This is a genomic window from Caldisericum exile AZM16c01, from assembly GCF_000284335.1.
GTDB classification, from domain to species: Bacteria; Caldisericota; Caldisericia; order Caldisericales; family Caldisericaceae; genus Caldisericum; species Caldisericum exile.
The window spans coordinates 550,440-575,233 of record NC_017096.1; the positions used below are offsets into that span (position 1 = coordinate 550,440).

General features: G+C 36.3%; 24 protein-coding genes and 1 tRNA gene. 10 read left to right on the forward strand and 15 right to left on the reverse strand.

Annotated features, from left to right (window positions below; all coding sequences use genetic code 11):
• Positions 1-3 precede the first annotated feature (3 nt).
• The 7 genes from rpmF to CSE_RS02695 form a co-directional block, all read right to left on the reverse strand.
• The gene (gene rpmF, locus CSE_RS02665) at positions 4-192 is read right to left on the reverse strand and encodes a 50S ribosomal protein L32 (protein ID WP_014453105.1); all 189 of its coding nucleotides are present in this window, start codon (positions 190-192) and stop codon (positions 4-6) included.
• 9 nt (positions 193-201) lie between these two features.
• Complete coding sequence (gene leuS, locus CSE_RS02670; RefSeq protein WP_014453106.1) at positions 202-2,661, reverse strand: leucine--tRNA ligase; 2,460 nt, start codon at positions 2,659-2,661, stop codon at positions 202-204.
• A gap of 26 nt (positions 2,662-2,687) precedes the next feature.
• Positions 2,688-2,763 (reverse strand) — tRNA-Ala (locus CSE_RS02675).
• Between the two features lie 74 nt (positions 2,764-2,837).
• Positions 2,838-3,248 (reverse strand): hypothetical protein, encoded by a 411-nt coding sequence (locus CSE_RS02680; RefSeq protein WP_014453107.1) that lies wholly within the window; start codon positions 3,246-3,248, stop codon positions 2,838-2,840.
• Between the two features lie 28 nt (positions 3,249-3,276).
• Positions 3,277-5,097 (reverse strand): glutamine--fructose-6-phosphate transaminase (isomerizing), encoded by a 1,821-nt coding sequence (glmS, locus tag CSE_RS02685; RefSeq protein WP_014453108.1) that lies wholly within the window; start codon positions 5,095-5,097, stop codon positions 3,277-3,279.
• Between the two features lies 1 nt (position 5,098).
• Positions 5,099-6,406 (reverse strand): phosphoglucosamine mutase, encoded by a 1,308-nt coding sequence (gene glmM, locus CSE_RS02690; RefSeq protein ID WP_014453109.1) that lies wholly within the window; start codon positions 6,404-6,406, stop codon positions 5,099-5,101.
• Positions 6,407-6,443: 37 nt separating this feature from the next.
• Positions 6,444-7,088: an MBL fold metallo-hydrolase gene (locus tag CSE_RS02695; protein ID WP_014453110.1), complete on the reverse strand. Its 645-nt coding sequence runs from the start codon at positions 7,086-7,088 to the stop codon at positions 6,444-6,446.
• A gap of 36 nt (positions 7,089-7,124) precedes the next feature.
• Here CSE_RS02695 and CSE_RS02700 point away from each other — a divergent pair, with 36 nt between their 5' ends.
• The 6 genes from CSE_RS02700 to CSE_RS02725 all read left to right on the forward strand — a co-directional run bounded on the left by CSE_RS02700 (position 7,125) and on the right by CSE_RS02725 (position 13,430).
• On the forward strand, positions 7,125-8,879 hold the full coding sequence (locus tag CSE_RS02700) for a LytS/YhcK type 5TM receptor domain-containing protein (RefSeq protein ID WP_014453111.1): 1,755 nt from the start codon (positions 7,125-7,127) through the stop codon (positions 8,877-8,879).
• Positions 8,825-9,538, forward strand: a complete 714-nt coding sequence (locus tag CSE_RS02705; RefSeq protein ID WP_014453112.1) for a LytR/AlgR family response regulator transcription factor — start codon at positions 8,825-8,827, stop codon at positions 9,536-9,538. The genes CSE_RS02700 and CSE_RS02705 overlap by 55 nt, the downstream gene beginning before the upstream one ends.
• Positions 9,539-9,687: 149 nt before the next feature.
• On the forward strand, positions 9,688-11,484 hold the full coding sequence (locus CSE_RS02710) for a carbon starvation CstA family protein (protein WP_014453113.1): 1,797 nt from the start codon (positions 9,688-9,690) through the stop codon (positions 11,482-11,484).
• 6 nt (positions 11,485-11,490) lie between these two features.
• Positions 11,491-11,769, forward strand: coding sequence for a hypothetical protein (locus CSE_RS02715; protein WP_014453114.1), 279 nt, complete (start codon positions 11,491-11,493; stop codon positions 11,767-11,769).
• Positions 11,770-11,777: 8 nt separating this feature from the next.
• The gene (locus CSE_RS02720) at positions 11,778-12,728 is read left to right on the forward strand and encodes an ArsA family ATPase (RefSeq protein WP_014453115.1); all 951 of its coding nucleotides are present in this window, start codon (positions 11,778-11,780) and stop codon (positions 12,726-12,728) included.
• A gap of 30 nt (positions 12,729-12,758) precedes the next feature.
• Positions 12,759-13,430 (forward strand): hypothetical protein, encoded by a 672-nt coding sequence (locus CSE_RS02725; RefSeq protein ID WP_014453116.1) that lies wholly within the window; start codon positions 12,759-12,761, stop codon positions 13,428-13,430.
• Positions 13,431-13,433: 3 nt separating this feature from the next.
• Here the strand turns inward: CSE_RS02725 and CSE_RS02730 are convergent, their stop codons facing one another.
• The 3 genes from CSE_RS02730 to CSE_RS02740 are packed head-to-tail and all read right to left on the reverse strand — an operon-like array spanning position 13,434 to position 16,875.
• Complete coding sequence (locus CSE_RS02730; RefSeq protein WP_014453117.1) at positions 13,434-14,264, reverse strand: hypothetical protein; 831 nt, start codon at positions 14,262-14,264, stop codon at positions 13,434-13,436.
• A 9-nt stretch (positions 14,265-14,273) separates the two neighbouring features.
• Positions 14,274-15,221 carry a metallophosphoesterase family protein gene (locus CSE_RS02735; protein WP_014453118.1) on the reverse strand — a complete coding sequence of 316 codons (948 nt, stop codon included), beginning with the start codon at positions 15,219-15,221 and terminating at the stop codon, positions 14,274-14,276.
• A 58-nt stretch (positions 15,222-15,279) separates the two neighbouring features.
• Positions 15,280-16,875: an APC family permease gene (locus tag CSE_RS02740; RefSeq protein ID WP_014453119.1), complete on the reverse strand. Its 1,596-nt coding sequence runs from the start codon at positions 16,873-16,875 to the stop codon at positions 15,280-15,282.
• Between the two features lie 119 nt (positions 16,876-16,994).
• Between CSE_RS02740 and CSE_RS02745 the strand changes: the two genes are divergently transcribed.
• Positions 16,995-17,336, forward strand: a complete 342-nt coding sequence (locus CSE_RS02745; protein WP_014453120.1) for a hypothetical protein — start codon at positions 16,995-16,997, stop codon at positions 17,334-17,336.
• Between the two features lie 122 nt (positions 17,337-17,458).
• On the forward strand, positions 17,459-18,766 hold the full coding sequence (locus CSE_RS02750) for an aspartate aminotransferase family protein (RefSeq protein WP_014453121.1): 1,308 nt from the start codon (positions 17,459-17,461) through the stop codon (positions 18,764-18,766).
• A gap of 31 nt (positions 18,767-18,797) precedes the next feature.
• Here the strand turns inward: CSE_RS02750 and CSE_RS02755 are convergent, their stop codons facing one another.
• Entirely contained in the window at positions 18,798-19,718 is a 921-nt protein-coding gene (locus CSE_RS02755) for a 7-cyano-7-deazaguanine synthase (RefSeq protein ID WP_014453122.1), read from the reverse strand.
• Positions 19,719-19,828: 110 nt separating this feature from the next.
• On the opposite strand from CSE_RS02755, the gene CSE_RS02760 reads away from it, so the two are divergent.
• On the forward strand, positions 19,829-20,674 hold the full coding sequence (locus CSE_RS02760; protein ID WP_014453123.1) for an isoaspartyl peptidase/L-asparaginase family protein: 846 nt from the start codon (positions 19,829-19,831) through the stop codon (positions 20,672-20,674).
• 20 nt (positions 20,675-20,694) lie between these two features.
• Positions 20,695-21,660 carry a phospholipase C/P1 nuclease family protein gene (locus CSE_RS07870; protein ID WP_014453124.1) on the forward strand — a complete coding sequence of 322 codons (966 nt, stop codon included), beginning with the start codon at positions 20,695-20,697 and terminating at the stop codon, positions 21,658-21,660.
• Here CSE_RS07870 and phoU read toward each other — a convergent pair.
• The 4 genes from phoU to pstC are packed head-to-tail and all read right to left on the reverse strand — an operon-like array spanning position 21,657 to position 24,793.
• On the reverse strand, positions 21,657-22,325 hold the full coding sequence (phoU, locus tag CSE_RS02770) for a phosphate signaling complex protein PhoU (protein WP_014453125.1): 669 nt from the start codon (positions 22,323-22,325) through the stop codon (positions 21,657-21,659). The two genes, CSE_RS07870 and phoU, sit on opposite strands and share 4 nt — an antisense overlap.
• Positions 22,326-22,333: 8 nt before the next feature.
• Entirely contained in the window at positions 22,334-23,086 is a 753-nt protein-coding gene (pstB, locus tag CSE_RS02775; protein WP_014453126.1) for a phosphate ABC transporter ATP-binding protein PstB, read from the reverse strand.
• Complete coding sequence (gene pstA / locus CSE_RS02780; protein WP_014453127.1) at positions 23,080-23,931, reverse strand: phosphate ABC transporter permease PstA; 852 nt, start codon at positions 23,929-23,931, stop codon at positions 23,080-23,082. Before pstA ends, pstB begins: the two co-directional genes overlap by 7 nt.
• Positions 23,924-24,793: a phosphate ABC transporter permease subunit PstC gene (gene pstC, locus CSE_RS02785; RefSeq protein WP_014453128.1), complete on the reverse strand. Its 870-nt coding sequence runs from the start codon at positions 24,791-24,793 to the stop codon at positions 23,924-23,926. The genes pstA and pstC overlap by 8 nt, the downstream gene beginning before the upstream one ends.
• Position 24,794 lies beyond the last annotated feature (1 nt).

A 24,794-nucleotide genomic window follows, 5' to 3' on the forward strand; every position in this document is an offset into this window, starting at 1 on the left:
TAATTATTTCTCTTTTGTCTCTATTTTTACAACCTCTTTTCCTTCATAGTAACCGCAGTATGGACATACTTTGTGCGGTGGAATGAGGTTGTGGCAATGAGGACACTCAACAAGATTTAGTGGATCGAGTTTTTCCTTAATTTTTCTCATCCTGCTTCTTGAGTGCGTAGTCTTTTTCTTTGGTTGTGCCATTTTATCCTCCTAAGCAACAATATTTATTAATTTGTCTTTTACAAATATGTATTTTGCTTTATTAAAATCAATGCCTAACCTTGTTATTTTATCAGATTTTTTAACTAAATCAAGCACATCTTCAAGTTCGCTTCCTGCTTCAACTTCTATCTTATCTCTCAGTTTTCCGTTAACCTGCACTATAATTGTTACATATTCTTCTTTGTAAATTCCCTTTGGTTTCGGCCATTCCTTTTTATGAATACTTCCAGTTCCTCCTAACCTATGGTAAAGCTCTTCAGCTACAAATGGCGTTGCAGGTGCAATCATTGTAAGGAAAGTTTGAACTGCTTCTCTATATGCCTTTGTTTCCATTACTTCTGCGTCTTCTTGAGTAATTTTTGAAAGGAAATTCAACCATTCCATAAAACTGCTAATCATTGTATTAAATTTAAACCTTTCTATTTGCTCGGTAACCTTAACGATCATCTTATCAGTTATTAGTTCTATTTCTTTTTCGATAGGTTTTTCTTTTGTTGTGGACTTATCTTCTAATTGGATAAATAAGTTCCACATTCTCTTTATGAATCTGTTAACTCCATTTATACCTTCTGTGCTCCACGGTGCATCTGTATCGAGTGGCCCAATGAAGAGTATGTATGCTCTTAGAGTATCTGCTCCATATTCTTTTATAACATCATCAGGGTTTACGACATTTCCTCTAGATTTGCTCATCTTTTGGTGGTCTGCTCCAAGAATCATTCCTTGATTGAGTAATTTCTTGAAAGGTTCGTCGAAGTCAATAAGCCCCGCATCATACATTACCATGGTATAAAAGCGTGCATACAGTAAGTGCATTACAGCATGTTCTGCCCCACCTATATAGAGGTCAACAGGAAGCCAGTATTTTACCTTTTCTTTATCAAATGGTGCCTTGTCGTTATGTGGGTCTGCATATCTTAAAAAATACCAGGAGGAGCATGCAAAACCATCTTGGGTATCCGTTTCTCTTCGAGAGGGCTTTCCGCATATAGGACAACTGGTATTTACAAAATCGGGGTCATTTGCAAGAGGGGACTCTCCTGTGTCACGTGGTGAAAAATCAACTTCATCTGGCAGTAAAACTGGCAGATCTTCTTCAGGGACGGGCACTGCACCATGTTCAGGGCAATGAATTATTGGAATTGGTGCTCCCCAATATCTTTGTCTTGAAATGAGCCAGTCTCTTATTTTGTATCTTACAACACCTCTTCCAAATCCGTGCTCTTCTGCATATTTTGTAAGTTTTTTTCTTGCTTCATCTGATCTTAAACCAGAAAAACCATTCGAATTTATTAAAATACCATCTTCTGTAAATGCTTCTTCAAGGGTTTCAACAAGGCTTCCGTCTTTTGAGATTACAATTTTTATTGGGAGATTATGCTTCTTTGCAAATTGGAAATCTCTTTCATCATGCGCAGGCACACCCATTACAGCGCCAGTTCCATAGGAATATACAACATAGTCTCCAACATAGATTGGCACAAGTTCATCTGTAAATGGATTTCTTGCAAAACATCCTGTAAAGACACCTGTTTTTTCTTTTTCTGTTGAGAGCCTCTCAGTCTCAAATTTTCTAAGAGCCTCTTCGATATATTTTTTAACTTCTTCAACTTTGTCCTCTCGTGTTAGTTTCATTACAAGCGGGTGCTCTGGTGCTATTGCAAGGAATGTCACACCAAAAATAGTATCAATCCTTGTTGTAAAAACAGGTAGGTCATATTCCGTTCCGTCAGGTCCAACTCCCTTAAATGTAATTTCTGCACCTTCCGAGCGTCCAATCCAGTTTCTTTGCATGGACTTTATGCGTTCTGGCCAATCAATTCTATCTAAACCTTCAAGAAGCTTATCTGCATAATGCGTAATCCTAAAAAACCACTCCTTGAGTTCCTTTTTTACAACAGGAGTTCCACAGCGCCAGCACTTTCCGTCAATGATCTGTTCATTTGCAAGGACTGTTTTGCAATGAGGACACCACCATTGGAAACTTCTGTCCTGATATGCAAGTCCACGCTTGAAGAGTAGTTCGAAAAACCATTCAGTCCATTTGTAATATTCAGGATCTGATGTTGCAAATTCTCTATCCCAGTCATACGAAAGGCCGAGCATTTTAAGTTGTCTTCTAAAATTTTCGATGTTTCTATATGTTGATTCTCTTGGGTGTATCCCGTGTTCAATTGCGTAATTTTCTGCAGGTAGTCCGAAAGCGTCGTAGCCTATTGGATGTAAAACGTTAAAGCCTTGCATTCTCTTGTAGCGTGCATAAGTGTCTGCAGGTATGTAATTTCTACAGTGTCCCACGTGAAGGCCGGATCCCGATGGATATGGGAACATGACCAATATATAAAACTTAGGCTTTTCTGAAAAGTCCTCTGCCTTAAATAGTTTAGATTCTTCCCAGTACTTATACCACTTTTCCTCAAACTCTTTTGGATTGTATTCTTTTTCCATCGTTCACCCCTGTATATTAAAAAAATTGGTGGAGCTAAGGGGAGTCGAACCCCTGACCTCCTCCACGCCAAGGAGGCGCTCTACCAACTGAGCTATAGCCCCACTATACACAATAATACAGATTTTTAGATTATTGTCAAGGGTTTATGTAGAAATTTTCGTAATCTCTTACTAATTTAAAGCTTACTATTTTTATTCTCTTTTCCAGTTAGTGAATCCTTGAAGTTAGAGAAAATAACTTTTGGAATTTCTTTTAAGTCAAGTCCAACTGAAAAGCATTCTTTAACGACATTTTCTACCATGTCTTTTCCAGTTTTTACCGATAGTTTAGCGCCTTCCATTGCGCCTTTAAACATACCTTTGGCAACGCCTTCTATCACTATCTTGTTGTTGGATTTGTCTACTGTGCTCTTAATTACAGAAACAATCGCAGTTTGAATTTCATCTATTTTGTTTCCGCTGTTTTTGAAGAAGTCTTTTGCAACTTTTTCTGTTTCTGTCTCAATAATCCTTTCGACATCTTTTCCTGACTTTAAGGCAGATTCAACAACTGTCTCAATCTTTTCGTGTAGTTCTTTTAAATCCATAATGCTTCACCCCCCTTAAGGTAATTGATTATTCAACAGTAACTGACTTTGCCAAATTTCTTGGTTTGTCTATATCGAGGCCTCTTGCATCTGCCATATAGTATGCAAAGAGTTGTAATGGAATCACGGTTATGATTGGTGTAAGGTCATCTAAAACATTCGGAATATAAAACACAGAATCTGCAACTTCTTTTATTCTTGTGTTGTCTTTTTTTGCAATAGCAAGCACTTTTCCGCCTCGAGCTTTTACCTCTTTTATATTACTAATCGTTTTATCTGATAGAGGTGTAAAGGTGTCAATTGCGATAACAAGTGAATTAGGTGTAATGAGAGCAAGAGGACCGTGTTTGAGTTCTCCTGCTGGATAACCTTCTGCATGAACATAGGCAATTTCTTTTAGTTTAAGTGCTCCTTCTAACGATAGCGCATAGTCAAGGTTTCTTCCTATAAAGAATGTTTCCTCAATATTTTTCGTTGTTGAAACAAAACTTGCAATTTCTTCTTTGTTTTCTAAAATCTCTCTTGCAAAACCTTCTAATTTTTGAAATTCCTCAACAAATAATTTTTCATTAGCCTCATTAAGTTTATCAATAATCTTTGCTAAATGTAAAATTGAAAGCGTTATAACCTCAACCTGTGCAACATAGGCTTTAGTTGAAGCAACTGCAATTTCTGGTCCAGCATGAATGTAAACGACTTTGTCTACCTCCCTTGCAACAGAACTTCCAACGACATTAACTATTCCTATTGTTTTTGCCTTTTTTTCTTTTGCAAGACGAAGTGCAGCAAGCGTATCTGCTGTTTCTCCTGATTGACTTACAACAAATACAAGAGTTCGTTCGTCAATTACTGGATTTCTATATCTGAATTCTGATGCAACTTCTGCTTGGGCAGGTATGTTGAGGTATTTTTCAACAAGATATTTGCCAACAAGTCCTGCATGATATGCAGTGCCACATGCAACAAAATAAACCTGGTTTATATTTTTAAAATAATTTTTATCGAAGTCAAGTTCGGGAATTTCAATTTCGCCATTTTTAATTCTTCCTCTCAATGCTTCAACAATTACGTCTGGCTCTTCCAAAATCTCTTTAAGCATAAAGTGTTTGAATCCACCTTTTTGAGCGTCGCTTATGTCCCAATCGATTTTGTGAATAGGTCTTTCAATTACGTTAAGATTCTTATCGTAGATAACCATTTTGTTCTTGAAAACATCAACGATATCTCCGTTTTCAAATATGATTACATCTTTCGTGTAGGGAAGGACTGCGGGAATATCTGATGCAACAAAGTTTTCGCCTTTTCCAATGCCACCAATAAGAGGGCTGTCCTTTCTCACTGCAACAAAGTGGTCTTTTTCTTCTTTACTTAGGATTGCAAGTGCATATGAGCCTTCAAGCATTGAAACTGTCTTTTGTACTGCTTTTAATAAATCTCCTTCATAAAATTCTTCGATAAGATAAGCAATTACCTCCGTATCAGTTTCAGTTCTAAAAGTTTTACCCTCTTTCATTAGCATCTTCTTTAGTTCAAGATAGTTTTCAATAATGCCATTATGTATTACAACTATGTTTTTGCTTTCACTATAGTGAGGGTGCGCATTAATATCGTTTGGAATGCCATGAGTTGCCCATCTAGTATGTGCAATGCCAAGGTGTCCTATAAGTTTTGTCCCTTTAAGCTTTTCTTCAAGGTCTTTAATACGCCCTGCAGTTTTAACAACATGTAAGTCGTCTCCTAAAATTGCAACTCCTGCTGAGTCGTAACCTCTGTATTCAAGTCGTTTGAGACCGTCTATAAGAATAGGGAGTGCCTCTTTATCACCGATGTATCCAACAATACCGCACACATTACACCTCCAAATATTCCTTTATTCTATTTGCTATATCTTTAATTTTTATTTCATTATCCCCTTCAACCATTATTCGTATTACAGGCTCTGTGCCAGATGGTCTAATAAGAACTCTACCATTCTTCAGTTCTTTTTCCATTTCACTTACAAATTGCTTAAATTTTTCATCATTTACTATGTTTTTGTCTTTTACATTTGCATTAACCAATATTTGCGGTAATCTTTCGAGCCCTTCAACTAATTTTGAAAGAGGTTTTTCTTCTTCTATCATCACTCCGATGACACTTAATGCGGTAATTAAACCATCTCCCGTAACGCTTTCAATCAGGTTTATGATATGTCCTGATTGCTCCCCACCAAGAATTGCTCCTGTTTTTAGCATTTCTTGTAGGACATACCTATCGCCAACAGGCGCACGAACAAAATTTATTCCCTCACTTTTAAGGGTTTTTTCTATTGCAAGGTTTGTCATTACTGTGCCAACGATAGTATTGTTTTTTAGAAGACCTTTTTTCTTAAAGTGTCTTCCAAGGATAACCATCATCTCATCACCATCAACAATTCTTCCTGTCTCATCGGAAAGAATTACTCTGTCGCCATCTCCATCGTGAGAAATGCCGATATGTGCACCACTATTTATGGTGTGCTTTGCGATTACCTGTGGATGAGTTGAACCGCACTCTACATTAATTCTATGTCCATCTGGTTTATCGTTAATTGGGATAATTTGGGCTCCAAGTTTTTGAAGTGTGCGAGGTGTTGTGTAATATGTTCCACCATTTGCTAAGTCAAGTGCAATCTTAAGGTTCGATAAGTTGAAAGGGAATCGTCCTGCAATATAATCTACGTAAAAGTCCCGTATGTTTTCATCAAAGAATACTCGTCCAATATTTACAGGACTTCTTTCAATATTACTTTCCATGAGTTTTTCAATATGTTCTTCAACTTCGTCGCTTAATTTAAAGCCATTTTTGTCGAAAATCTTGATACCGTTAAATTCAATTGGATTATGTGATGCAGAAATTACGCAACCTGCACTAAAATTTTTCATGATACGTGTAAGAAGAGATACTGCAGGTGTTGGCATTACAAAACCTACTGTCACATCAGTTGATGCACTTATTATTCCTGTTGCAAGGGCAAGTCTCAACATTTCAGATGAAAGCCTTGTGTCCTCACCAATTAGAATTGGACCGTTTCCATAAAAGAGTTTGCCTATTGAAGTGCCAATTCTCAGTGCAACTTCAGGTGTTATTTCTATATTTGCTATACCTCTTGCGCCATCTGTTCCGAAAATTTTTCTCATACACAACTATTTTATGGATTTTCTTAAATTTACAAAACTAATTTAAGAAAGGATTAAACGATCTTTCGTCAGAAATTTTAGTGATGTCTCCATGTCCAGGCAAAACGACATAATCATCTTGTAAAATGAGTATTTTTTCTTTTATTGAATTTATGAGTTCATTAAAAGCGTTTGGGTAATCTTTTGCGACACCGACGGTTCCTGCAAAAAGTGTATCTCCAGTAAAAACAAATTTATCGAAAATGATTGAAATACTTCCCCTTGTGTGCCCCGGAGTATGCACAACTTTTACATTTAACCTACCAAGTAATAGTTCGGTCTCTAATTCAATTTCTATATCGGCTTTGGGTGATATAATTTCAATACCTGCCAAATAGGATTTATTTTTTATTGGATCTAAAAGCATATCAGAATCATATTTGTGAATAATTAGTTTTGTATTCTTATAAAGGCGTTTTAAGATAACGTTTCCTACAATATGGTCAAAATGTCCATGAGTGTTAAAAATATATAGATTTGTGTTCTTAATTTCATGTATAAGTTCCTCGGTTTCGTAGTCGCTCATATTCGATGGGTCTACAATAATTGAATATCCGTTTGCGTTTATAAGATAACAGTTTGTTGAGAGGGGATTGAATGTAAACTTTAATATTTCAACGGTTTTTACTTTTATTTTTTCCATTATTACAATTATAAGATATTTTTGTATAATTTATTGATGGTTAATTTATATTTAAGTAAATTTTCCCTCTATGTGTGGTTGTTTCAATCACTCACGGTTATAATAACTGTAGCATTTTTACTCACCCAAACTCCAATTGCAAGGTCTCTTTTTAACCTTGAACAATCCGTTAAAAAGCAAATATACCTTGGAATATTCTTTGGATTCATATCAATTCTTGGGACGCTTTTAGGCGTTCAAACTCATGATGCTGTTGCAAACATAAGGGATATTGGTGCTATTACAGGTGGACTTTTTGGAGGGCCTATTGTTGGACTTATCGCGGGACTCATGGGTGGGGTTCATCGTGCATCTCTTGGTGGATTTACAGGTAATTCATGTGCACTTGCAACAATATTAAACGGCATTTTTGCAGGGCTCCTTTATACAAGAAAAAAGGAGAAATTTTTCTCACCATTAGGAGGATTTATTTTTGCGGCTCTTGCGGAAAGTTTCCACATGATTCTTGTTCTTCTCATATCTCCACCTTTTAATAAGGCTATTGAACTTATTAAGGAAGTTTCAGGGCCTATGATTTCAGCAAATGCGGTTGGCGTAGGGCTATTTCTACTTGTAATAAGAGTTTCTTTCATTGAAAAAGAAATTGTGTCTGCAATAACTTCCGAGAAGGTTCTTAAGATAACTGAGAAAACTTTGCCGATTCTAAGCAAAGGTCTTACTCCTGAGACGGCTGATGAAACGGTAAAGGTTATCCTCGAAAATACCAACCTCGATGCAGTGGGTATAACAGATACTGAAAAAATCCTTGCGTTTCGAGGTATTGGCTCTGACCATCACAAACCGCTTTCGCCAATTTTAACAACATCAACACAAAAAGCACTTACAAGTGGAAAAATAGTTCTTATGAAAAATGAATTTGATGTTGGTTGTTCTGTAAAAGAATGCCCCCTTTCTTCAGGTGTTGTTGTGCCTTTAAAGGATTCGTCGGGAAATGTTTTTGGGGTTCTAAAACTGTACAGAAAAGAACGCAATACTATGACTCCTTTTGATGTAGAAATGGCTATAGGTTTAGCAAATATTCTTTCACTACAGGTTGAACTAAACAAATTAGAAACCGAAAAAAAGATGAAAACGTTTTTCCAGTTAAAAGCGTTACAATCAAGAATAAATCCGCATTTTCTTTTTAATAGTCTCAATACGATAAATTATGTTATAAGAAGTGATCCAAATAAGGGAAGGGAACTTATCCAAAGACTCTCTTTTATTTTGCGAAAGACAATTGATACAGAAGAAACTCTTTCAACTTTAGAAGAAGAAATAGACCTTGTTAAAGCCTATCTTGAGATTGAGAAGGAGCGATTTAAGGATCGTTTGCATTGCGAGTTTAATATTGACTCAAGCCTCTACGATGTGAAGGTGCCAGCACTCATTCTTCAGCCTGTTGTTGAAAATGCCGTTAAGCATGGGTTTTCCTTGACAAAGAGGAATATCACTATCAAAGTTTCTGCCTATAGAAGAGGAAACTATGTCTATATTACAATTGAGGACAATGGAAGAGGAATTAATGAAGAAACACTCGAAACTCTGTTTGATGAAAATAAGAAGTCACTTGGTATTAGAAATGTAAGAGACAGAATTATGAATCTATATGGAAATAAAGCCATATTTAAAATAAAAAGTGCTGTTAATGTGGGAACGAAAGTAATTATAGGAATACCACACGAAGGGGTGCCAAATTGGATATTAGAGCGATTATCGTCGATGACGAAGAACCTGCAAGGGAAGAGATAAAAAGTCTTCTTCTGAAATTTCCTGAAGTAAAAGTCTTGGGTGAATTCGAAGATGCGTTAAGCGCTTTTAACTTTGTCTCCGAAAATTCAATTGATGTAATTTTTCTCGATATAAATTTAAGCGGAATTTCCGGAATGAAACTTGCAAACGAAATAAAAGAATTTAAGAATTTTCCTCTGATTGTTTTTGTGACTGCCTATTCTGAATATGCAGTTGATGCTTTTGATGTCGGTGCTGTTGATTACATTTTAAAACCAATTGATGAGGGTAGATTTTTCAAGACAGTGTTAAAAATAAAAAATGTGCTTTCATCGAAAGAAAGAAGAAAAGAGGATTTTGTTGTTTGTAGTTTAGACGAGGAACTTACTTTGGTTAGGTTAAGTGAAATTACCTATTTCTTTACAGAAAATGGAAAACTCTATGTTAAGAAAGGAAAAGAAGAATTACCAGTTAAGGGGCTTAACCTTCAAGGCGCAGAAGAAAGGTTCAGTCCAGTTGGATTTTTTAGAATAAATAAAGAGTATCTTATAAATATCTCAAAAATATCAAAGATTATCCCTTGGTTTAAGGGAAAGTATATGATTGAAATGGATAACGGAGATAAACTTCCACTTTCTCCGCATAGACAAAAGGAGTTTAGAGAAATTTTTAAATTTTAACAAAATGTTAACCTCAAATTTTTTACTTTAATCCCTAAATTTTCTACCTTTATTTAATTTTCCTTGACTTCTAAAAATCCATGGTAAAATATTATTGAGGGTATATGAGAGCCTCAAGAATTTTAAAAAAAACTCAAAGGAGGTGAAGTATGTACACAACAATCATCGTATTGATTGGTGCAATCTTCTACATTGCTCTCTACTTTACCTATGGAAAATCTATTGAGAAAAATGTTGTAAAGGCGGACGCAAGTAGAGAGACTCCAGCGGTAAGGTTGAGAGACAATGTAGACTATGTTCCTGCAAACAAGTTTGTTCTCTTTGGACACCACTTTGCATCCATTGCAGGCGCTGGGCCTATCGTAGGTCCTGCAATTGCTGTAGTTTGGGGTTGGCTTCCTGCGTTGCTTTGGGTATGGTTTGGTAACCTTTTTATTGGCTCTGTTCATGATTATCTCTCTCTTATGGCATCAGTTCGTTATGATGGAAAATCGATACAATGGGTTGCAGGAGAATTGATGGGAGAAGGCACAAAATACATTTTCGAACTTTACGTTTACTTTGCTATGATTCTTGTTATTGCTGCATTTATGGGAGTATTTGGTCCTCTTGCAAACAGTACACCTGAAATTTTGACAGCATCATTACTCTTTATGGTTGCAGCAATTGTTGAAGGTCAACTTCTTTATAAGACTAAACTTCCTTTCTGGCTCTCATCACTAATCGGAGTGATTTTAACGCTCCTTTCAATCGTACTTGGTTTTTATTTCCCTTGGAAGGTTAGTCTCAATGCCCTTTATTGGGGTCAGTTTATTTATATTATTCTTGCTGCAGCACTTCCAGTTTGGTTCTTACTTCAGCCAAGAGATTATCTCAACTCATATATTCTTTGGGGTGGTGTAATTCTTGGATCAATTGCAGCAATTATTTCATTTAAGTCTTTCTCATGGCCTGCATTTACAAGTTTCTCTGCTAATGTAGTTCATCCAGCAGTTCCGTCACCTTTCTGGCCGACTGTTCCGCTTGTTATTGCTTGCGGTGCCCTTTCTGGATTCCATTCAATCGTTGGTTCTGGAACAACTTCTAAACAACTTGACAATGAACTTTCTGGTCTTTTTGTAGGTTATGGTGCGATGTTTATGGAAGGAATGCTTTCCACTATTGTTATTACTTCAATTGCAGCTTACGGTCTTAATATAGTTCAGGGATTTGCAGATAAAATTGCTCAAGCAAAACCCACTCTTGATGCAATGAAACTTTCAGATCCAGCATACATGGCACAGTATGGAAACGCGATCATCAATTTAAAAACAGCAGAGGGAAAAGCGATCATTGGTGGTGCACTTGGTTTGTTTACCAAGTCCTTTGGTCAGCTTCTTTATAATTCTTTAAGGATTCCTACAAAGGTTGGAACAATCTTTGGAGGCCTTTGGGCATCTGCGTTTGTTCTTACAACACTTGATACAACAAACCGTCTTGCGAGATATGCCTTCCAAGAACTTGTAGAACCTCTCAAGAAAGTCTCTGTTGGTCTTTATGAAGTTCTTCACAATAGATGGGTTGCTTCAATTATTGCAGCAGCACTCGGCTTTTATCTTATTGCATACGGTGGAAATGCATATACGGCGTTGTGGGCAGGTTTTGCAGGTACTAACCAACTTCTTGCATCAATTGCAATGCTTACTGCAACAAACTATGTAAAGAGAGTTCAGAAAGCTTCACAAGGTGCAATTGTGCTGGTTCTTATTCCTGCAATCTTCCTCTGGATAACCGTATTTGCAGCCCTTATTTGGTACTTATTCAAAGTCGTACCAGTGCAGGCTTCAGCAATTAAAGGTATCCTTGGTGCGTTTGTAGTAATAATGCTTATTCTCGATCTATTCCTTGTCTTTAACTTCTTCAGAACATATAATAAAGAGTACAAGCCTGCAAAGGCAAAAGCATAAAGTAAAATGAAAAACATTCTTGAGGCTCTCAAAAAATTTTTTATGAGTTTTGATAAGTCGATGAGGGAGGCTGCAATCTCCCTCATCGAACATGAACTTGTCGAAGAAGAAAATGTATTTGCTCTTGTCACGATGAGTATGTTTTCTGGGCTTCCTTCTCCTCCAACGGGTGTGATTTTAAGAATACTTCCTTACATGGAAAGAGAAATACAAATAATGACGAGAAGAAGTGCGGAACTTGACGATATTTTTGCTCAAACTTTATCGCATTTTGACATAGATTAGGAGGAGAAATGCAAACGTTCTTTTTTATTGGAAAAGGTGGAGTTGGAAAAACAACAATATCTGCCTCTTTTGCTTCAGGGCTTGCAAAGAAAGGTTTGAAAACGCTTATTGTTTCTCTTGATCCAGCGCACAATTTAGGTGATGCATTAAACAAGGATGTCTTTGGAAAGGTTGTTAAAATTTCAGACAATCTTGATGCAACAGAAGTAGATATTGATAGAGCAATTGTTGAGTATCTCACAGAAATGTCGAAAAAAATGAAAAATACATATAAATATCTTTCTGTATTGAACATTGATAGATATTTTGATGTTCTGAGAAATTCTCCTGGCATTGAGGAGTACGTAACACTTGAAGCAATTAGAAAATTTTTAGAAACAGACTATAGTGCAATTGTTTTTGACACGCCTCCAACAGGTATTACGTTAAGAGTTTTTGCAATGCCGAGAATTTCGGTAGTTTGGACCAATAGCCTTATAGATATGAGAAGGAGGATTCTTTCTAAGAGACAAATGGTGGAAAACATAAAGGGTCCGATTTCTGATGTTTTAGATGGCGAAGAGGTGAAGATCCCTTCAAAAGAAAGTGAAGATCCTGTTATGCAGGAGTTGTTTACATATAAAAAAGATATGGTTAACCTTATGGAAAGGTTTTCTTCAGAAGAAAATTATGTAAGCGTCGTCACTATGGCAGAAGAATTAGCATTTGCAGAATCAAAGAGAATAAGAGATGCCTTGCGTGAGAATAATATAAAACTAAGAAGAATTTATCTAAATAAATATCTTGAAATTGAAAATCCCCCCAGGGAACTTTTAGGTAAAATTGAGGAGCAGAAAAGAGTTGTTGAAAAAATGAGAAAAGAATTTAACGAGGTTGAAATTAGAGAAGTGCCACTTCTTACAGAATCTCCACGAGGAATTGAAGCGCTTATTTCAATATATGAAAAATATCTTGTATAATTTCTTTAAAATTCACCTTGGAGGTAAATAATGCAGATATCTTCATATTTACTTTTGATCTTTTTGGTACTTGGTGGAATTGCATCACTTCAATTTTATAAGGGAAGAAAAATTAATACCAGTATTATGATTCATTACATCCGAAAATTTGAGGAAAATCTCAGTCTAAGAGATAAAATGTATACCTACCTTGGAGGCTATATTGGTTTTAAAGCGAAATATGACTTACAGGATAAAAATATAAAACGAATGGAATTGGTGCTAACTCTTATTCCAAGGCAAAGTTTGTTCTGGTTGCCGTTTTCCTACCCCTTTAAAAGGGGAGATAGACTTTACTTAATGGTCTATCCAAAATTCAACATAAGAAGAGACGCTCATATTGTCCAAAATTTTTACTACCTTTTTGGTCCAAATATAACAGAAAGAGAACATTTAAAAAAAGAGCCCGCAAGTATTTCGAGATTCAATAATTATTATACTTTATACGAAAGCAAAAGTGATTACGATAAACTAAAAAAACTTATTGAAGATACATTTGAAGATCCAAGAAGGGTAAGGCATATTGCATTAAATAGAGAAAATAACTCCCTTTTTATTCTAATGAAGCCAGACATCAACGCCACTCCAAAAGAATTGAAAAAATTAATAGAAAACTTCCCCAAGGTTTTTGACGAATGGTCTTATTTTAAATCCGAGGAGTAATTTTTACCTTTCAACTTCCTCAACATCTCTATACCAGGGAACTGATGTTCCCTTCTTTGCTCTGTTTTGGAAATTTCGAGTCTTTGGTGTTTTTTCTATAACTTCTTTTAATAAATCGATTTTTTCGATTATATCCTTTAACTGATTTTCTGAAATTTTTCCATCACTTTGGAATGTTTTTGTAAACTCCTTTACCTTTTCAAGATTTACAATCGCATCGTAGTAGAATCCCCAATCATCTGATAGTACCTTTGCAATGTAAGATGCATCAATTGTTTGGGTAGATTGAGCAACTTCTATGTTATGCTGTAAGAAAAGAATTAAAAGATCGACTATATCTTTTCTATTAATTTTGTGAATCTGGAGTTTTTCAAGCACGATATCTGCCAAACTAATTGTTGGAAAATCAAGTTCGAGCCGTCCTCTTCCTGGGGTATTTCCAAATTCTACGTTATGAGAAAACTCAAGCCTATCGTAAAACACATCGACTGCAAAAAGCCCTTCGGGATGCTCAAATATATTTCTTTTATAAGCAAAGAGAGTATTCACATAGATATTCGGTTTGAATTTCAAAGTGTTTTCAAAAAACCTTTTCACTAACGGTTGTTGTCTTGAGTACGCAACTGTGTCAAGATCGGTAAAAAGTGGTTTTCCCGATCCAAGCCTTTCAAGTGTATAAAAAAGGTTTCGTATTTCTGAATCTTCTGTGTGAATGTAAACTGCAAGTGCTCCTAATATTCTTAAAATAACATTGTTTTCTTTTGCTTTTTTAACAATTTCCTTCGCTAAATTTACAAAATCACTTTCGCTCATATTTACAAATTTTTCGCTCATTTACCACCTCTAACCTTGGATTTTAAAGTAATTTTCAATGCCGTCTTTGGAGATATCAATGATATACCCTCGTAGCAAACCTTCACCGTATTCTGAGCCCGGATTTAAACAGAGAGTCCTTCCAATTTTTTCAAACCCCGATGACTCGTGAATATGCCCATGAAGTCCTAATATAGGCTGGTATTTTTCGATAACTGCTCTTACGCCTTTAGAACCAACATGAACAAACTTAACACCATCAAGGCCACCTACAAGTCTCAAATTTTTGTCTAATTTTGGAGCAAGATCAATTGCGGTATTAAAGGGTGGTGCATGAATATTAAAGATTGCGTTTTTGGGGTCTTTTAGTTTTGAAATTTTTTCTTCAAGCATATGTTGGATTTCTCTATCGTCTCTTTCTCTTGGCGTGTCCCATGGGGTTGGATTTACGTATTCAAAACTCATAACTTCGTGTCCTTCAATTTCAATAATTTTATCCAGAGGATATACGATCCCTCTATCTTCAAACTCCTTTATAACTGGGTCAATAACAAATTCATCATCATTTCCGGGCATAACGACCGTAAAGATTTTTTTAGTATCAACTTTTTCTACTAAAAGGTTTAGCCAGTCTCTCATTCTTTTAACCATCTCTTCTTCCATTATTTGTTTAACCTTGTCAGGGTTATTTTTGAGTTCCTGGAGCTGTTCTTTTGTTATCCTTCTATAATATGCACCTGCATTTGAAAGTTTTTCTTCAAAGTTTTTAACTTCATCTTCGTTTTTGAGGATCCATGTAGTTCCAAAATAACTTGCCTTGTAGGACCCATCCTCTTGAAGGATAAGAGGGACAAGAACTTTTCCTGTAAGATCACCCGAGAGTATTAGGGCGTTTGCCTCGTATATTGAAACAGCAGAAATCCATTTTCTCCATACAGTTGTTGCACCATGTACATCAACCGCAAAGAATACTTTCATCTTCACCTCCCGATTACATTTTTAGGGGAGAGAGTCTCTCCCCTTTTATCATAAAGTTTTATGCTGGTGGAATCTCCTTGAAAATCTTATTAGGGTCAACGCCTTCCTCTCTATTCTTGGACCACATATAGAGAGCGAAAAGCAGTCCAACAAGTATAAGAAGAGTAGTTACAACCATTGCAAGTGTGTTTTGCTCTGTTGTTACATTTAGTATCATCCACCAACCAATTGCAAACGCAATTGCACCTAAAATTGATATGACAGGTACCTTTCCCCATTTGTACTGGAATGTGGATTTCTCATATAGGTCGGGACGAGCATACGGTAAAAACATTGCAGCAAGTCCCAAAGGCCAAATAAATACGAGGCATGTATAGTCTTCAAGTGCAAGCATTGCGGAAGATAACTGTGCACCTAATGAGTCTCCTAATCCTATGAATACTCCAATTATTGCAACAATTCCAACAAGATGATTTGCCCATGTAGGTGACCCAAGGCGTCCAATTTCTGTTAGTTTCAAAGGAAGCATTCTATCAAATGCCATTGCAAATATGCCACGAACACCCGCCATCCATATTATCATTGATGTGTTTATATACCAGAGGAAATAGCCAATTCCCAAGATAATTGAGAAAATAGTATTCTTTCCGATTATTGCAGCATAGAATGGGATTGATGGCGCAGGAGGTGTTGTTCCTAAGACTCCCTTTAGTTCATCAAAATGGTTGTAATAAAGCCAGCTATATTCGGTTATAAAGTTGTATCCAAATGAGCGATAAACAGCAACTGCATTTAGCACATAGAGAATGCCAACTGCAATAAGACCTAAAACCATTCCCCTCATGTAAGATAATCTTGGTGTTTTTACCTCGGAGCCTACGTATGAAACAGCCTCAACTGCGGTATAAGCCCACAAAACCGAAAGGAGCATACCTTGCATCGCCTGTCCTGGCGAAAGGAAAGAGTCTTTTATGTTTAGTTTTGTAGCAAGATCGTGTACCGCTTGGTATGAGTTTGTGCCAAAGATTACATTAAATGAAGGTTCGCCACTTTTTACGAAGAAGATAATAATTGCAATACCAGTTATTGCTAAAGGAATGTAAATGATTGCTCTCAAAATCCATTTGAGTTTGTCAATTCCAAGAAGCTCGAGTATCCACATTATAACAGTTAAAGCAAGCGCTATCCATAAACGTGTCCAGGGATTTGCAAGTCCTTCGCCAAGTGCAATAAGCGAAGCATTTTTAGAAACAATACCTGCAATTTGAATACTTGAAGCAAGAGGAATAAGTCCAAGATAATTTAAGAAACCCACCGCAAGTGAAGCGCCTCCTCCAACGACATAAGACCAATTAGGGATAAACCCAAGAATTGGATGCAAAACTCTTGAGATAACTACGTAAAGTGACCCGCTTCTTGGGAATGATGCTGAAAGAATTGCAAGAATTAATACAGGTGGAAGCCACACAAGAAGACCAACCAAAAATGCCAAAGTCATGTTTCCTCCAGGATAAAGCCCTGGAACCTTTACTGTGTAATAAGTCATGCCTGATGCTGCTGGCCCTGCAATGGTAAATAACAATACGTCCCACCAACTCAACTCTCTTACAAGGCCTGATGCCTTCCTTGTAAACACTACCGACTCCTCGTCCATAGTTGCCCCCTTTCCTTAAGTTTTAAAAATTATATGCATTTCGTTTTTGAAGTCAATATTTTAAGATGTGAATTTTTAATTTTTATGGTAAAATAGAACATATTAATTTGGAGGTTAAAATGACTAAAGCATCAAAAATTATTTTGGCAGTCTACTTTTTCTTCCTTGCGCTTGTTGCAATAATAGTGCCATGGAAGGTTAATCAGGCAATTGCCCAAGGAACAGTCCTTGTAAACTCAATTGGTTATGCACCGATTTGGTCAGTAAGGGGAGTTAGCTCGAATTATGAAGCATTAACGGTCGATTTTGGGAGAGTTATTCTTGAAATAATCGCACTTACTGCTTTATTTGCAATTCCTTTTATCTTTACCTTAAATACCGATGAAGAAGAATATGAATATGTTGAACTTGAAGATTTTGTGGACGATGAGGAAGAAAATAACAAAGACATAGAGCAATAGAAAAAATTTAGTTTTTTAAAGAGGGCGAAAAGCCCTCTTTTTTATTTTTTTTAAGAAAATTTAGTTTTCTTGACTTAATATGTAAAATCTGATATTATTGGTAAACGAAAGGAGGTTTTACAATGGGAAGCATTGTTATCAAAACTGAGATTCCCGGGCCAAAGAGCCGAGAAATCCGGAAGAAAAAAGAGACTTATGTGGCATCACCTCTTGAACCACTTGCGCCATTTTTTATAGCAAGAGGTGAAGGAGCAGTTGTTGAAGATGTTGACGGAAATAGATTCCTTGACTTTACTGGTGGTTGGGGCTGTCTTGTTGTAGGATATTCTCCAAAACCGATCGTTGAAGCAATTCAAAAGCAGGCAGAAAATTATATTCATACTGATTTTACTTCTATCCCATATGAGCCTTACGCGGAACTTGCGAAAATGATAGCAGAACGAGCTCCAGGTAATTTTGAAAAGGCCGTTGCCTTTTTTAACTCAGGCGCTGAGGCTGTTGAAAATGCAGTGAAAATTGCACGAGGTTATACAAAGAGAAGGGCTGTGGTTGTTTTTGATGGTGCATTCCACGGAAGGACTTTACTTACAATGACAATGACTCACAGACCAATGCCATACAAATATATCTTTGGTAGTGCACCTGATGTTTATAGAATTCCGAGACCAAATATTCATAGGAATAAGTATACTCCAAAAGATTTTGAAAGACTTCTTCTTGATACTGTTGCGCCTGATGACGTTGCAGCCGTTGTAATTGAACCAATCCAAGGGGAAGGTGGTTTTAATATCCCACAACCAGGGCTCTTAGAAGAGATTAGAAGAGTAACTGAAAAATATGGCATCCTTTTTGTTGCAGATGAGGTCCAGAGTGGTTATGGAAGAACAGGAAAGTTTTTTGCAGTTGAAAATTGGGGTGTGGTGCCGGATCTCATCTCATTAGGTAAGTCAATTGCAGCAGGTTTGCCGCTTTCAGCGGTAGTTGGAAGTAAGAAATTTTTTGATGCACTTCCAAAAGGATCCATCGGTTCAACTTTTGGTGGGAATCCTGTTGCTTGTGTTGCTGGTATTGAAGTAATTAAAATGATTGAGAGGGAGAAACTCCTCGATAGGGCTATCCACCTTGGGAAGATCATAAGAGAAAGATTTGAAGAATTCCAGAGAAAATATCCTGTTGTAAAGGAAGTTAGAGGCATTGGTGCAATGCAAGCAATAGAGTTTGTAAAAGACCATGATACCTGGGAACCAGATGCAGAGACATGCCAGGCAGTAATCCAAGAAGCGCTTAAAAACGGAGTTGTACTTGCTGGTGCAGGCTTACATAAGAACATAATAAGGTTGTTAATACCTCTTGTGATAACCGATGAACAACTCAAGGAAGGGCTTGATGTACTTGATAAAGCGATTGAAACTGTAACAAAGGGGAAATAATAACAGTTATTAGAAAAATTGCATGGGGGCTTTAAGCCCCCTTAACTTCTTTAATAGAATCTAACGGATTATCGCTTACCTTCTTTGAGTACTTTATCAATAATTCTTTTCCCTTATAAATTATGTTATCATTAATTTCATCGCTAAAACTTCTTATAAGCACACTTGGACCTGGAAAGTCGGGCACAAGCAAAACATCATTGGATTTTCTAAGGTCTTCAAGGCGTTTATTTTCAAACTCGTTTCTTCCTACAATGAAAACAATTTTATCTTCGAAAAAAACTCTCCCATTTCTTAAGATTTGTGTGTCGTTTCCATCAAAACATGGGTTTATTTTCTTAAGTTCTTTTAGTCTTTTTGCAAATTCTGGGTCTGTCAAAATACAACCTGATGCAGGGGTTTCATATTCCTTAAGTCCAAAATCCTTTGCTAACTGTATCTGTCTCACTCTTGATTGTCCTTTAATATCAAGCATATGTTCTCGTTTAATGAGTCCTTTGCGTTCAGCTTCCGAAATTTTTAGGAGTTTTTGCGATAATGGTCGCACGATTTTTCCTTCAAGCCCAAGTGTTTTTTCCATTTCTTCGAAAACTTTATCTCTCTGTGAAAAAGGCCTTTCATCGAGTACTTCTCCTGTTGCAATAAAATCAAATCCTTCTTTTTCCATTATTTCCTTTGCCCTTTTTATCATAAGCATATGACAGTCTATACATGGATTCATATTTTTGCCATATCCATGAGGTGGGTTTTGCACAATTTTAAGGTGTTCTTCTGATATGTTTTCAATTCTCAACGTGAGTCCAATTTCTTCTGCAAATCTTTTTGCCTTTTCTGCCTTAAAAAAATAAGTTTCAAAAAAGACGGGCACAACTTCGATTCCCTCTTTCATAAGGATAAGGCATGCAAGTTGTGAGTCTAAACCACCTGAAAATAGCACCAATGCCTTTGCCACATTAACCTCCAACTCTAATTTGTATGAAATTATAACTGAAAAAGTAATGTTTTCAAAATGAGTTAAGTTTTAGATATAATAAAAAGGCATGAATATTGAGAGGAGGTAAAATGAAAGCAATAATTGTACATGGTGGTGCAGGCGATGCAAAAATAACTCACGAAATTCCCGAAAGAGTCCAATTTGTAAAGAAGGTTGCAGAGGAAGGTTTTACGTTATTAAAAGAAGGGCTTGATGCAGTTGAAGTTGCAGTAAGAGCTGTAAAGATGCTTGAAGATCATCCCCTTTTTGATGCAGGTAGAGGTTCGTATCTAAATGAAGAGGGTTTCGTAGAAATGGATGCGGGCATTATGGATGGATCAAAATTATCAATTGGTGCAGTTGCGGGTGTTAGAAACGTAAAAAATCCGATTGAACTTGCTTACCTTGTAATGGAAAAGTCGAGCCACAATATCCTCATTGGAAATGGTGCAGAAAAATTTGGTAAAGAACACGGTGTAGAATTTGTCCCACCTTATTATTTCTATTCTGAACGAATTATAAAAATATTTGAAGGAACATATGGCGATACGGTTGGTGCAGTTGTGCTGGACGGGAAAAAAATCGTATCTGCGGTTTCAACAGGTGGAACACCCAAAAAGCATGTTGGACGCGTCGGGGATTCTCCAATTGTTGGGTCTGGATTCTACGCAAATGACGAGTTTGGTGCAGTTTCAACTGGTATTGGTGAAGACATAATGAAACTCGTTTTAAGTTTTAGAATTTCCCTATACTACCCTAAATACACAATTAACGAAGCGGTTAAGAATTGTATAGATGATCTTTCCAGGATTAATGGTCGTGCAGGTCTTATAGCACTTGATAAAAATGGTAACATTGGATACGCGTTTAATACGAAGGGAATGTTTTTCGCATATATAAAAGAAGGCCAGGATAGTGTCATAGGAGGTTTTTAGGCTTGTAAAAAGGAGGAGAAATGAAAAATTTAAAAAGATTAATTATTCTTGTTTTGTTTTTTACATTTTTGCCATTTGTTTCCGTTTTCGGATGGAATTCACATGGTTTAACGCTCTCGTATGTTGTTTCTAATATTGATTGGCTCAAGAATTATAATAGCATTATCATCACACCTTACACATATAAGAATTACGAGACAGAGCCTATAAATCCTGAGTTTCAAGTTAAGTATCTTGAAGGCAAAGTTGGTGATAAAACTGACGCTGTAACGATACTTACAACCTATGCAGATGAACCTGATTGGGGACTTGACGAAAATATGAAACTATCAAATTTACAAGTTCTTACAGGTGGACCTCAAGGATATAGACACATGTACTACAAGATGGGATTTATAACTGTAGGGACTGCACCAACGCAAATTGAATTTTGGTTTCACATGGCTGAAATTGCAAAATCTAAGGGTGATCTATACTGGACTTTTAGGTTTCTTGCAAGAGCACTCCATTATATGGAAGATATAACTCAACCATATCACGGCACTCCTGGTCCTACATCGATTATTTTAGGAAATATTTTTAGTGGAATAAAAGGCCTTACGATAATGTGTTCAAATCACCATTATGCTCTTGAAGATTACCAGGGCTATATGGTGAAGATAGGAAACCCTGATTTTGTAAAAACTCTTCAAGAAAGATTTCTGCCAATAAATGAGGATAAGGTTAAATCACTTACAGACTTAGGAAAATTTGCGGCATCCTTAAACAGAGAAAGGGTAAAAGTTTTATGGCCACTTGAAACGAAATTATTTGGAAATGACATTAACAGTAAAAAAGAGAAATTTAAGTTAACAGAGGATAAAATCAAAATGCTTGATCCTACAATTGAAGCAGAATATAATCAGGTTTTACTATATTCTCTTCGGTATTTTAATGGGTTTTCGAGATTACTACTTGAATATGCAAGAAAAAAGTTAGGTTTTTAGTTGTTTTCCTCTTTTTCAAAGTGGTGATGCTTGATTACTTTTCCTTCCCCAATATAAACTACATATTCACCAATATTGGTTGCCTGATCTGCAATTCTCTCCACATTTTCAGAAACCCGTATGATTAGGATTGCTCTGTTGATTGTCCTTGGGTCACTTAGCATGTATGTAATTAGCTCTCTTATAATTTGGTCATTTAGTTGATCTACAATATCATCTCTTATACAGATTTCTCTTCCTAATTTACTATCTTCGTTAACAAAAGCAGTAATTGCATCGTCAAGCATTTGTAATGCAGTCTCTGTCATTCTTGGAAGGTCTATGTATGGTTTTACATCTGGTTGTGGAATGAGTTCTCTTCCGAATTCCGCAATATTTACAGAAAGATCACCAACACGTTCGAGGTCTTTAACCATTTTTATAATCATAGCAACCTTTCTTAAGTTTTTTGCTTGTGGCGCGTAAAGAGCAAGCGTTTCAATTGCAAAGTCATCAATCTCAATTTCAAGTTCATTTACTTGAGGTTCAAGTTCATTAATTACTTTTTCTGCCCAATCCATTCTCTTTTCTACTATGGCTCTTACGGATAATTTCACCATTTCTTCAGCAATTGAAGACATTTTCAAAATCTTTTCAGTTAATTCTTTTAGTCTATCTTCTAACATCGTTCACCTCATCCAAATTTACCTTCAAGATAATCTTCAGTGAGTTTTTTCTTTGGAGTTGTAAATAGCCTTTCAGTCTTATCATATTCCACAAGTTCACCCATATAGAAAAATGCTGTGTAATCAGAAACTCTTCCTGCTTGCTGGATGTTGTGTGTTACAATTACTATCGTAAAGTCTCTTTTTAGTTTTTCAATAAGTCGCTCAAGTTGGAGTGTTGAGATTGGGTCTAAAGCCGATGCTGGTTCATCCATCAAAAGGACTTCTGGTTCTACGGCAATTGCTCTTGCGATGCAAAGTCTCTGCTGCTGCCCCCCAGAAAGGCTAAATGCAGAATCGTTTAGTTTATCTTTTACCTCTTCATATAAATTTGCTTCCTTGAGTGCCCAAATAACCTTTTCCTCTATAAGTTTTTTGTCTTTAATCCCATGAATTTTTAAACCATATGCAACATTTTCAAAAATTGATTTAGGAAATGGATTCGGTTTCTGAAAGACCATTCCAACCTTTTTTCTTAGTTCAAAAACGTTTACATCTTTATCGTAAATATTTTTATTGTCCAGTAGAACCTCTCCTTCTAATGTTATATCTTCAAAGAAGTCGTTCATCCTATTTAGACTTCTCAAGAAAGTTGATTTCCCGCAACCAGATGGTCCTATAATTGCTGTTACAGATTTTTCATATATATCAAGATTGATTTTCCTTAGTATTTGCTGTCTTTTTGTGTATGCCGAAAGATTTTTTACCGAAATTTTTACCATTTTTTATTGCTCCTATATCTATTTCTAATTATTATACCAGGCAAAGTAATTATAAAAACAACAATTATCAAAACTAATGCTGCGCCAAACGCAATGGGAACCTGTTTTTGTGGGAAAGTACCCTCAGTTAGTAATCCATAAATTGTGTATGGAAGTGCCATTACCGGTTCAAGAATACTTTTTGGAAGACCTCTCGTATAGAATGTTGCTCCAGTAAAAAGAATTGGTGCGGTCTCTCCAATTGCTCTTCCTACACTTAGCAAAACTCCAGTTATAATGTTTGGCATTGCCGTTTTTAAAACAATTTCAGTCGTTGTTTGCCATTTCGTTGCACCAAGTGCAAAAGAAGCATCTCTGAAATCTTTAGGAACAAGTTTTAAACTTTCAATAGTTGCTGAAATTATCGTTGGAAGCATAAGAAGCGATAGTGTTAAACTTCCTGCGATTAGTGATATCTTAAATCCAAGCATCTTTGAGAAAACTGCAAGTCCAAACAAACCAAAGATTATTGATGGAATACCCGAAAGCGTGTCAATGGCAAGACGTATTGAGTTTGTTATAATGTTTTCCTTTGTATACTCAGAAAGGTAAATTCCTCCCAAAACACCAATAGGAACTGCAAAAATTGTTGCAAGTCCCACAAGGTATAAACTTCCAATGATTGCAGGGTAAATCCCACCTTCAGTAAAACTATTTCTTGGAACATCAATAATGAAATCAATTGAAATTACTTTCATACCTTTGGAAAGGATATAAAAAATAAGTGTAAATACGGTGACAAGCGTTATAAGTGCGGTTACTCTAAAAATTGTAAAAAGTAGAATTTCTTTTCTTGTTTTATCCATAAAGTTTTCGCCTGTATATTGCCTTCAAATGCCTACTTAAAAGGTTAAACGACAAGACAAGGATAAGTAAAATTAAAGCAAGCATAAACAATGCTCTATAGTGGTCTCCCCCAACTGGTGCTTCGGCCATTTCAAGCGCAATTGTCGCAGTTATTGGTCTCATTGGTTCCAAGATTGAATGAGGGATTCTAATTGAGTTTCCTGATGCAAGTAAGACTGCCATTGTTTCTCCAACTGCCCTTCCAAACCCAGCAGTAATTGAAGCAAAAATACCTGCTGATGCAGATGGAATTGTAATCCCAAAGATTGTTTCAAGGTTTGATGCGCCAAGTGCATATGAAGCGAGTTCTTCTTCTTTTGGCACCATAGAAATTGCATCATCGGAAAGGGTTGTTATTGTTGGAATTGACATGATTGCAAGAATAATGCTTGCATTAAGCCCATTGAGACCTACTGGGAGATTAAACAGTCTTTTAATGAGTGGTCCCAAAAATAGTAGAGCAAATGCCCCATAAATTACAGATGGAATATTTGCAAGAAGTTCAATTGTTGGTTTTAAAACGTTTCTAATTTTGGGAGTTGCGATTTTCGAAAGATAAATTGCAGTACCTAAAGACAGTGGAATTGCAATCAGCATCGAAAATATTGCAACGAAAAATGTTGATACAATTGATGGGAGGAAACCGAAGAGTGGAGGCAAGGATGTGGGCCTCCACTCGGTTCCTGATATAAGGGAAAAGAAGGAAAACTTTGAAAGTAGTGGTAAACCTTCTAAAGCGATAATTGTTATTATTCCTGCAAAGATGATGATTGCTATATAACCAAAAACCGGTAATAAGTACTCTACAAAATTTTTCTTCATT